General features: G+C 40.7%; 7 protein-coding genes. All 7 read right to left on the bottom strand.

The features are described 5' to 3' along the window. Positions 1-133: 133 nt before the first annotated feature. The 7 genes from NNC77_RS14160 to NNC77_RS14130 all read right to left on the bottom strand — a co-directional run bounded on the left by NNC77_RS14160 (position 134) and on the right by NNC77_RS14130 (position 10,757). A complete protein-coding gene (locus NNC77_RS14160; RefSeq protein ID WP_254971450.1) occupies positions 134-2,203 on the bottom strand; it encodes a two-component regulator propeller domain-containing protein in 2,070 nt (689 codons plus the stop codon). 49 nt (positions 2,204-2,252) lie between these two features. Then, positions 2,253-3,935, bottom strand: a complete 1,683-nt coding sequence (locus tag NNC77_RS14155; RefSeq protein ID WP_022120496.1) for a CotH kinase family protein — start codon at positions 3,933-3,935, stop codon at positions 2,253-2,255. Positions 3,936-3,962: 27 nt separating this feature from the next. Next, positions 3,963-5,027: an acyltransferase family protein gene (locus NNC77_RS14150; RefSeq protein ID WP_254971451.1), complete on the bottom strand. Its 1,065-nt coding sequence runs from the start codon at positions 5,025-5,027 to the stop codon at positions 3,963-3,965. 55 nt (positions 5,028-5,082) lie between these two features. Then, a complete protein-coding gene (locus NNC77_RS14145) occupies positions 5,083-5,697 on the bottom strand; it encodes a non-canonical purine NTP diphosphatase (protein WP_144154705.1) in 615 nt (204 codons plus the stop codon). An 81-nt stretch (positions 5,698-5,778) separates the two neighbouring features. Next, positions 5,779-6,735 carry a YitT family protein gene (locus NNC77_RS14140; protein WP_254971453.1) on the bottom strand — a complete coding sequence of 319 codons (957 nt, stop codon included), beginning with the start codon at positions 6,733-6,735 and terminating at the stop codon, positions 5,779-5,781. 78 nt (positions 6,736-6,813) lie between these two features. Beyond that, positions 6,814-9,672 (bottom strand): leucine--tRNA ligase, encoded by a 2,859-nt coding sequence (gene leuS / locus NNC77_RS14135; RefSeq protein WP_254971455.1) that lies wholly within the window; start codon positions 9,670-9,672, stop codon positions 6,814-6,816. A gap of 110 nt (positions 9,673-9,782) precedes the next feature. After that, on the bottom strand, positions 9,783-10,757 hold the full coding sequence (locus NNC77_RS14130) for an aldo/keto reductase (RefSeq protein ID WP_254971473.1): 975 nt from the start codon (positions 10,755-10,757) through the stop codon (positions 9,783-9,785). Positions 10,758-11,006: the final 249 nt, after the last annotated feature.

Here is an 11,006-nt window from a genome sequence, read left to right as displayed (position 1 = left end):
CTTCACCACTACGCAACTGCTGAGCTGCTTTCTTGTAATCAATTTCTAAGTTGTCCATAATATAAAAACTGTGTTAAACTACTTTTATTGTAGCTTGACACAGTTTAATTTACACTCTCCATTGGTCTGCCTTTTATCGAATAATAGCTATTTTACAAACAATTCCTTTTTCACCACTCTCTGTCGCAGTTTCTACCATGTAGATACCGCTGGCTACTTTCTTGCCGTTTAGGTCACAACCATCCCAGGAATAACTGCCTCCTGCACTTCTGCCTTCGTTTATTAAAGTTCCATTTGTTGATACAATTTTAATATTAGCATTGAAAGATAAACCAACGATGTTTATTTTGCCAGTATAATCTGGTTTCACCGGGTTTGGATATGCGTAGACATTATCTTTGATCATTTCAGAGTTAGAACCGACAATTCCATTATTGAAAGAGCACAGTCCTTTATCTGTAGCAAAATATACCTTTCCTGTATTGTTATTGACAGCAATACTATATACAATATTCGATATTAATGGAGAATTATCTGTATCAAAATGATAAATTTGTGTATTGCAATCATCACTAACCAAATATACTCCATTATCGGTACCGAACCATTTCTGGTTTGCTCCGTCTACTGCTATACAACGTATATTACTATTATCTAATAGATAGTCTGCATAATTAGTATTATCATTACGAGGTACTTTATGTTGTGTAAATATATTGTTACCATTTTTGATGTCTGACATTGAAAAATAAAGAGGACCAGATGTTGTTCCTATCCAAATATTACCATTTCTGTCTTCTGCCAAACTATGTACGTAAATTGGGGTAATATTTTTTCCATCCTCATTGGTAAATGTAGCTCCATACATTGTTAATTCATCTGTATTATAGTTATATTTATATAGTCTATTCTTTTCATAAAAATTGTTTACAAACCACATATTCCCATTATTCTCATCGATAATTAATCCTGTCAAATTATATCTGTCATTAGAACCTATTTCTGTATGAGGATAGTTTTTCCATTCTTGAGTAGATTGATCAAATGACAGGATTGAATTATCTCCTAAGCTATTTAAAAGCCATAATTTTCCTGTTGTATCATATTTTACAGATGAAATAATAGTATAACTTTTACTCAAAGGTGATGTAATAACGCTTGTATTGTCTTTATTGTAACACTTAATGAATTTTCCATCTTGAAATTCATATAATCCAGCCTTTGAACCTACCATGATATGTCCTTCTTTTGATGGATCAAAGTCAAGACAGAGCAGGTCTCTGTATCGATGTCCTAATGAAGCATCTGAAGGTTGCTCAAATTCTTCCCATTTTTCTCCATTCCAGACATGTACTTCTCCCATGTTATTACAGTTTTTTTCTTGTGACCAAGCACCTGCTACTGCATATAATTTATTTTTATTAATATATAAACGGTAGAATTTGTTAGATGCAGGCCCATCAGGAATAATACCTTCTGTTTGATATATTTTTTCCTTATCTGTATTCAGGGTATAGTAAGTCAATTTACCTTCTTTTACCGTCCACCAATACTTATTAGTTGTATCATAGACGTTAGTAGAATTCATTGTTTGTTCTTTGAAATTACCGGCTTTTTCCCAATTATTCTTATCTATCAAGTTATTCTTTAAAACTCCTCTGTATAAGCCAGCTTCTTTCGAAGCAGCATAAAGGCAGTTGTCTTCTATATAACTATAGTTAACATTAAAGCCCAACTTGTATGTATCGAGTATTTTTCCTTCTTTTGTATCTAATTTAATAATTCCAAAAGGGAGAGATAAATAAGCATTTGTCCCACTTATATATATATGGTTTATCTGTTTATTATCAGTCATACTTTTCAGATACAAATCAGGTATATTAATTATATTTCCATTGGCATCCAATAAGTCAATATTTCCATTGGTATATGTGATTACCAACTTTTTTGTATTTTTATTCCAAGCAATATGATTAATATCAAAGTCAGAAAGAGTGTTTGCTTTATCGTATGTAGTAACTGAACCATTTTTTATATGATAAGAGAAAAGTCCGTTAGACGCTAAGGCAAACACTTGGTTTCCTGCTGGTTCGATTTCTGTTATATCGTTATAACTGGTGTATATTTCCCAACTTCCCTTATCTATGGCCGATAAGGGAAGTGTCATGAATAGTATTGTAATTAATAATGTTATTGTCTTCATTTTCTGTTGTTTTAAAGCCTAATACTATATTAACTGCAAATATAACTATTTATTGTGAAATATAATATTTCTTTCCATTAATAATTTTTATCCCTTTATACGAAGTATTTACCTTCAAACCTAGCATATTATAGGTTTCTGTGCTCTTTGTTTTTTTGAAAGATAGGACTTTTTGAATTCCATTTGTACTCGGAAATTGAGTTGTATCAAGATAATTGAGTCTTTGGATAATCCAATTTTTGATATATTCTATTTCTTTTTTAAAATTAAGCGGATAACCTCCTATGTCTGAATCTTCTGACCATTTTCTCTCTTCTCTGTTGGCAGCACCACATTTTGCCAACATATCATAATGATTCTGATATTTGGCTATAAGATTTTCCTCGCTGAAATAAGTTTTTCTTAATTCGTGGTATCTGTCAGCTACTTTCTGGTTATAGTTATCCACATTTAGTGTGGAAAGCCTTGTATATAAGTTGAAAGCTTCTTTTATTCCTAGTTCAGTATCAGGTGAAACATAGTCAGGATGGAGTGGGGTAGAGCAATGCCAATCTTGTCCAACACTAGCATCTAAGTCCCAGATGGCAAGTGTTAACTTTTTGTCTCTCGCTACATCATATATCCCCCAGTACATATTTTTTCCACAATTGTCTATAGGCTTAAGAACCTCAAGAAATATCTGATAATCAATGAGTACTGGAATATCAAAGTATTCTGACACTTCTTTCTTAAATATTTCGTCATTGCTGTTTGCTACAAAGTTGATAGCATTATAAAGATGAGTATAATCAGTAGGATTGACATCTTCAAAATCTGGATATTTGGTTTCGAAAGCATGCCAAGTTTCTTTTGTATTGTCATAGTCTTTATCTATATTCCAAAATTGCGCTTTATCCCAACTGCTTACCTTCCATAGCTGACCATGAAACTCCTGATTGATATCATCATATTTCTTTAACTTAAGTTCCTTTCTATCCATTGTTTCTGTCAATGAATAAATTCCTCGGTATTCGTTGTTAAGAATTACTTCTACAACTTTTCCTGCTACTCCACTCTTGGCTTTTGGTTCTTTTGATGTATAGTATGGTTTACTGGCAAACTCATTCCAAATTTCAGTAGCGATACGATTTCTTAAGCGAAACAAATCCACTTGTCCTGCGTCTAATATCCAGTTGTTATCTTCTCGCATTCCTAATAAAGAAATTTCCTGTTTTTTCCCCTTTTCATTAAGGGTTTTAATTTTATAGTTTCTCTTATGTTTATCAGCAGTATTGGTAGAGCCTCCTCTCCATTTGGCCTTGAGAAATGTTGTTACAGGTTCAGTTTCTTCTGGGGCTAACAAAGAGAGTTTTCCATTTGAATAGTTATAATCAAATGTTCCCTTTAAGTCGATAATAGGCAAGAATGTAAAGGTAATTTTAGTATTAATATCTTGTTGTCCTTTTTTTGCTTTCAGGGTATATTCCTTGTTACCTTCTATCTCTTTGAATACAAAAGTGTTTTCTATTTTTGTATTCTCTATACTCAGATTATTCCATGCTGAGTCTGTATCCAGTGTGATGATGGCAGTATAATCCTTTCCAAACGTTTCTTCTGGAATACTAGTCATATAGCTATTGGATAATTTATCATATACAACAGACTTACCATTGATTTTGAATTGTGCATAAGATGTCATACTTGCTGTTAAGCAAGCTATTAATAAGATGCTAAATTGATTGATCTTTTTCATATATTTATTGTTTTTATAAACAGATACTTATAGATATTTTTGAAGTTGATGCTGGATGGGTAAAACGATGGCTTTCTTTGCTATCCATGCTGTGAGGATAATAAAAGCGAGGGATAGGATGAATTGGAATTCTTGATGTGGATTTCCTTCTCCATATCGTTTAAGAAATATACTCTGTATGATGCGAAAGCAGAGATTATGACAGAGAAATATTTCAAAACTGATGCTGCCTAGCCATAGCAAGAGTTTATTATGGAATATCCTAATAAAACAACCTTTACCTTGATCTCTTGCTGTAAAATAGAACACGGTTATGGCTGATGGTATCCAATAAATAATGGCACAGCGAATGTTCGGATTGCAATGGATTGATAGGAAATACATTGCGATAAACAGCAATACCACTCCCATATCCGATAGGTTTACTTGCCAGAAAGAAGTTGAGTTTGTTATCTTATCTGCTATTTTTTTACCTTTTTCTGATCTGTATGCTTTATATAAAAGGATACCTATCATGAAATCTATCATTCTGAATAATGGGTGGGCATAAATGTAGCCGGCTGAATAATCTGCTTGTGCACAGAGCGAGATACTGATATAAACTGCCATATATATACTTATTGTTGCTAATAAGTATAACCAGGAATGTCGCATAATCCAAGCGTATAAATACTTAAATATAAGATAGAAGAAGATAAGATCAGAAATAAACCATGTAGCTGCATTGAGATGAGCCATAAAGTCATGTGCCGGATACCAGGTTTGTATCAACAGCGAATGGGATAGAATCTGATACCATGGTAATATACGCCCTAATCGCCAATCCATTAATATGAGAATGGCGAGAATCAGAATATGCAGAGGATAGAGTTTGATGATACGGGAAAGGAAAAAATTTCTGTTTCCCAATACTTCTTTCTGTAGTTTTTCTCCTTTGCTTAAAGAGAGTACAAAACCACTGATAACAAAGAAAATGGCAACAGGAAACTCGCCCAAGTAATTGATTAAATCTTGGGATATGGGTAGGGTGGAATGCGAAATCACAATCATTAGGATAAGAATGAATCGCAGGGAATTGAGTGTCCTGATCATGATGCCTTTTCTTTGTTATAATGTTATTCTATTCTGTATTGAACAAGAATGAATCTTATTTCTTTTTCAAATACTCTACCAATTTCGCCACGGCTCTGGCTCTGTGACTGATGCCGTTCTTGATTTCCTCACCTAGCTCGGCAAAGCTCTTGTCATAGCCTTCCGGAACGAAGATTGGGTCGTAGCCGAAGCCTTCGGTACCATGCTTCTCGGTGGCGATATGGCCGTTTACGATACCCTCGAACTGGTGGATTTTCTTGATGCTGGTGCAGCCGCAAGGACATACATCCTGCTTTTCGATGTAGCAGATGACGGTGCGGAAACGGGCCTGGCGGTTTTCCTTGCCGTCCAGTTCTCTCAACAGCTTAGCCATGTTAGCCTCACTGTCGTGGTCGGTACCCTCAGCATAGCGGGCACTATGAACGCCAGGGGCACCATCAAGTGCCTCTACCTCCAGACCGGTATCATCGGCAAAGCAACTTACGTGGTAATGGTCATAAACATACTGCGCCTTCTGCAAGGCATTCTCTTCCAATGTGTTGCCTGTTTCAGGAATATCTACGTCGCATCCTATCTCCTTCAGCGATACTACCTCGTAGTCGCTGCCCAGGATGTCGCGAATCTCCTGGAGTTTATGCTGGTTATTTGTTGCAAAAACTATCCTTTTCATAAGTTTATAATTTATAGTTAATAGTTTATAGGGCATTCTTGCAATAGTGCTTCTTGTATACGGCGAAGCCGCTATAAACTTTTAACTTTTAATTGTTTTAATGTCTTTATCTTTGATTTTCACCTTCATCTCATCAAATCCCTCGCCATACACACCGATGACGGCACTCTGACTTACAAAGGCATTTGGGTCGATGATCTTGACGATACGGAAGATGGTGACGCTCTCGTTCTTCTTTGCTAGGATACAGAGCACCTTCATCTCGTTGCCCGTGTACCAGCCGTGGCCATCGAGAATGGTTACGCCATGATCCATCTGCATACCGATGGCATTGGCTATCTCCTGATATTTTTTGCTGAATATCATAAACTGTACACTCTCTCGCTTGGCATTCATCACATAGTCGAGTACCAGGTTTTCTATCACCATCGTACAGAGACCGAATACTACCTTTCTAACAGCGTCTATCGCGGTAAACTCTGGTTTTGCATTGAAGACGAAGAATGAACTGCCCACGATGAGGAGATCCACGAAGATAAGCACACGGCCCAGCGAGATGTTGTGATATTTGTTGACGATGGCAGCAATGATATCCGTTCCACCTGTACTTCCATTATGCAGAAAGACGATGGCGAGTGATAAACCCGTAAACAGACAGCCGATGATGAGCGACATGAAGTCCTGTCCCTCTCCCAATATCTGCACCATCTTGCCATCTTCACCTATCATCCAGTCTTGCGCCAGCGCCAGGAACACGGAGAGCATGATGATGGCGTAGATGGTCTTCACCATGAACTTGAATCCCAGTATCTTCAGCGCTGCAAGCAGCAAGGCGGCATTGATGAGAAAATAAGACAAATAGATAGGTATCCCCGTGCCGTAGTAAATCACGGCTGCGATACCCGTTACGCCACCCGTTACTATCTGGTATGGAAGCAGAAAGATGGTCCATCCAAATGTGTAAAGCAAGAGTCCAAGGGTGATGTAGAAATAATCCTTGCACTCATTCTTAATTGTTTGACTGATTGCTATTTGCATAATATTTTCCTCGTATTTTTAAAGCACAGAAGGTCGCCCATTTTTAGATGAGACGACCTTCTGTATATTATCTATAAATTACTTTTTCAACACTACGTTGACGATCTTCTTTGGTACGATGATCACCTTCAACACGTTGAATCCTTCCAAGTACTTCTGGCTCTTCTCGTCTGCCAATACCTGCTTCTGGATTTCCTCGTTAGGAGTATCCACAGGGAAAGTCATCTGGAAACGAGCTTTACCATTGAAGGAAATAGTGAGCTGCATATCGTTCTCCTTCAGATACTGCTCATCATACTTTGGCCATGCTGCATCGCAAACGCTGCCCTGCTCGCCAAGTGCTGCCCACAACTCTTCTGCGATGTGTGGAGCGAATGGAGCGATGAGGATGACGAGATCTGTCAGGAGTTCCTTGTTGTGGCACTTCTGCTGACCGAGTTCGTTCACGGCAATCATGAAGGCTGAGATAGAAGTGTTGTAAGAGAACTTCTCGATATCCTCGCTTACCTTCTTGATGAGCTTGTGAACGCTCTTCAGACTCTCTGGCTTCGCTGCCTCGTCGCATGGCAGGAAGTTGTCGGTACGGTTCTCGTAGAACAGACCCCAGAACTTCTTCAGGAAGCGGTGGCAACCGTCGATACCGTTGGTATCCCAAGGCTTGCTTGCCTCTACAGGACCCAGGAACATTTCGTAGAGACGCAGGGTATCAGCACCATACTTCTCAACAATCATATCTGGATTCACCACGTTGAACATACTCTTAGACATCTTCTCGATAGCCCATCCGCAGATGTACTTGCCATCTTCCAGGATGAACTCAGCGTTCTGATACTCAGGGCGCCAAGCCTTGAATGCCTCGATATCCAATACATCGTTGCTTACGATGTTTACATCTACGTGGATAGGAGTTACGTCGTAATCCTTCTTCAGATTCAAGCTTACGAATACAGGAGCCTTGTCGTGGTCATCGCTGTTGATGCGGTAAACGAAGTTAGAGCGGCCCTGAATCATACCCTGGTTCACCAGCTTCTGGAATGGCTCTTCCTTGCAGCTTACGCCGAGGTCGAAGAGGAACTTGTTCCAGAAACGAGAGTAAATCAAGTGACCGGTAGCATGCTCGCAACCACCTACGTAGAGGTCCACGTTCTGCCAGTACTCATCTGCCTCCTTGCTTACGAGTGCTTCGTCGTTGTGAGGATCCATGTAGCGCAGATAGTAAGCAGAAGAACCTGCGAAACCTGGCATGGTGTTGAGCTCCAGTGGGAATACAGTCTTGTTATCTACGAGACTCTTGTCAACCACCTCTTTCTTCTCGGTATCCCAAGCCCACTTCTTGGCTCTGCCCAATGGTGGCTCGCCAGTTTCTGTTGGCTTATAGGTCTCAATCTCAGGCAATTCGAGTGGCAGGCACTCCTCAGGAACCATCTGTGGCATTCCGTCCTTGTAATATACAGGGAATGGCTCACCCCAGTAGCGCTGACGTGAGAAGATGGCGTCGCGGAGACGATAGTTTACCTTTACTCGGCCGATGCCCTTCTCGGTAACAAATTTCTTGGTAGCTGCGATAGCCTCCTTCACGGTGAGTCCGTTCAGAGAGAAGCCATCCATGCTGCCCTTGCCTGCTACAGGTGAGTTGGTTACGATACCTTCCTTGGCATCGAAGCTCTCCTCTGAAACATCAGCACCCTCGATAAGAGGGATGATAGGCAGGTTGAAGTGCTTGGCGAAGGCGTAGTCACGACTATCGTGAGCAGGTACTGCCATGATGGCACCTGTACCATATCCAGCCAATACATATTCTGAAATCCATACTGGGATTGCCTCGCCGGTGAATGGATTGATGGCATAACTTCCTGAGAATACACCGGTTACACTGTGGTTAGCCATACGATCCAACTCGGTGCGCTTCTTCACGTAGTCGAGATACTTCTCTACCTCTTCCTTCTGCTCGGCAGTAGTTACCTGCTGAACATATTCGCTCTCTGGAGCCAGAACCATGAAGGTTACACCAAACATAGTATCGGCACGGGTAGTGAAGATGGTGAACTTCACGTCGCTGTCCTTTACAGAGAATACTACCTCTGTACCCTCAGAACGGCCAATCCAGTTCTTCTGGGTTTCCTTGATACTGTCGCTCCACTGGATGGTCTCCAAACCATCGAGCAGACGCTGAGAGTAGGCTGATGTTCTCAGGCACCACTGCTGCATCTTCTTCTGGATGACAGGATAACCGCCACGCTCACTTACGCCGTTTACTACCTCGTCGTTGGCAAGCACAGTACCCAAGCCTGGGCACCAGTTAACCATCGTTTCACCGAGGTAAGCGATGCGGTAGTTCATCAGAATCTGCTGCTTCTTCACGTCGTCGTAGCTGTTCCACTCCTCGGCTGTGAAGTCAATCTGCTCGTTCTGAGCTACGTTCAAGTCAGCAGAACCCTTCTCCTCGAAGCGCTTAATGAGCTTCTCGATAGGCTGAGCCTTCTGGCAGCTGTTGCAGAAGAATGAGTTGAACATCTTCTGGAAAGCCCACTGAGTCCAATGGTAATACTTAGGGTCGCAGGTACGAACCTCACGGTCCCAGTCGAAAGAGAAGCCAATCTTGTCGAGCTGCTCACGATAGCGGTTGATGTTGGCTACGGTAGTAACCTCTGGGTGCTGACCTGTCTGGATAGCATACTGTTCTGCAGGCAATCCGTAAGCATCGTAACCCATAGGGTTCAGTACATTAAATCCGTTCAAACGCTTGTAGCGTGCATAGATATCGCTAGCGATATAACCAAGTGGGTGACCTACGTGCAAACCAGCTCCTGATGGATAAGGGAACATGTTGAGCACATAGAATTTCTTCTTGTTTTCATCCTCAGTCACCTTGTAGGTCTTGTTCTCGACCCATTTCTGGTGCCATTTCTTCTCGATTTCTCTGAAGTTGTATTCCATTGTTTTATCTAATAATTATGTTTCTTTTCTTAAATATAATAAGGTGTAACCCTATTCAAGGTGCAAAATTACATTTATTTTGGCACATAACAAAATAAAATGCAAGTTTTTTATGAATTTAATGTCTTAGCATGCACACACTTCATATTCTTTTCCAACTGGGCGGTAGAGCTGGCTCCTACCAATACGCTGGTTACACCTTTCTGCTGCAATATCCAGGCAAGTGCCATTTCGGCGAGTGTTTCGTCTCTTTCTCCTGCTTCTGCGTTCCATTTCTTGAGCTGTTCCAGTAGTTCTGGAGTTAGAGCAGAGTGTTTCAGAAAATGCTCTTTTGCCATACGGCTATCCGATGGGATTCCGTTGAGATATCGGTCGGTGAGAAGTCCCTGTGCCAGAGGTGAGAACGAGATGAAACCGATGCCGTTTTCTGCGCAATAATCTAAGGTTCCATTCTCTTGTGGCGCATGGTCGAGCATGTTGAGTCTGTCCTGGAAAATGAGCAGCGGACAGTCGCGCTCCTTCAGATATTGGTCAGCAAACTTCAGGGCTTCCAGTGGCCAGCGGCTGATGCCGAGATAAAGAGCCTTGCCTTGCTTCACGATGTCTACCATGGCTTGAAGGGTTTCTTCGAGCGGTGTGTTCGGATCGTAGCGGTGGCTGTAGAAGAGGTCTACATACTCGAGATTCATTCTCTTGAGACTCTGATTCAGACTGGCCATCAGATACTTACGGGAACCCCAGTTGCCGTAAGGACCTTCCCACATATCATAACCTGCTTTGGTTGAGATAAAGAGTTCATCGCGATAGGGCTTGAAATCATCTTTCATCAGCCTGCCCATCGTTTCCTCTGCACTTCCGTATGGAGGTCCATAGTTGTTAGCCAGGTCGAAGTGGGTGATACCATGGTCGAAGGCATAGTGAGTGATGGCACGACTTCTTTCGTAAGGATCTACCTCTCCGAAGTTGTGCCAGAATCCCAAACTTATTTTAGGCAGCAAGATACCACTCTTGCCGCATCTCTTGTAGAGCGCTTCTGCATCGCTATAGCGATTGGCGTCAGCATGATAAATACCTTTAATGTCCATCATTCCTTATATTTTTTATTACAGCGAAGAGCCAGAAACTCTTCACTCTTCACCTTTCCTTTGTAAATGCCTATAAACAAGGCATTTGGCGTGGTGAAGAGTTTCTGTTCACTCTTCACCTACTCTTCACCACTCTTCACCGGTATGTGGTTAGGAGCCTGCCGGCTCTTCCTTTTCTACATCGCAAAGGTAATAAAAATATTCAATATAATCGTTGTATTGAATAAAAATTATATTTTTTTCGATATA

This window comes from Segatella copri (genome assembly GCF_024330485.1).
GTDB lineage: Bacteria > Bacteroidota > Bacteroidia > Bacteroidales > Bacteroidaceae > Prevotella > Prevotella copri_L.
Note: the sequence above shows the minus strand (reverse complement) of the source record. Positions and strands in the feature narration are given on the sequence as shown.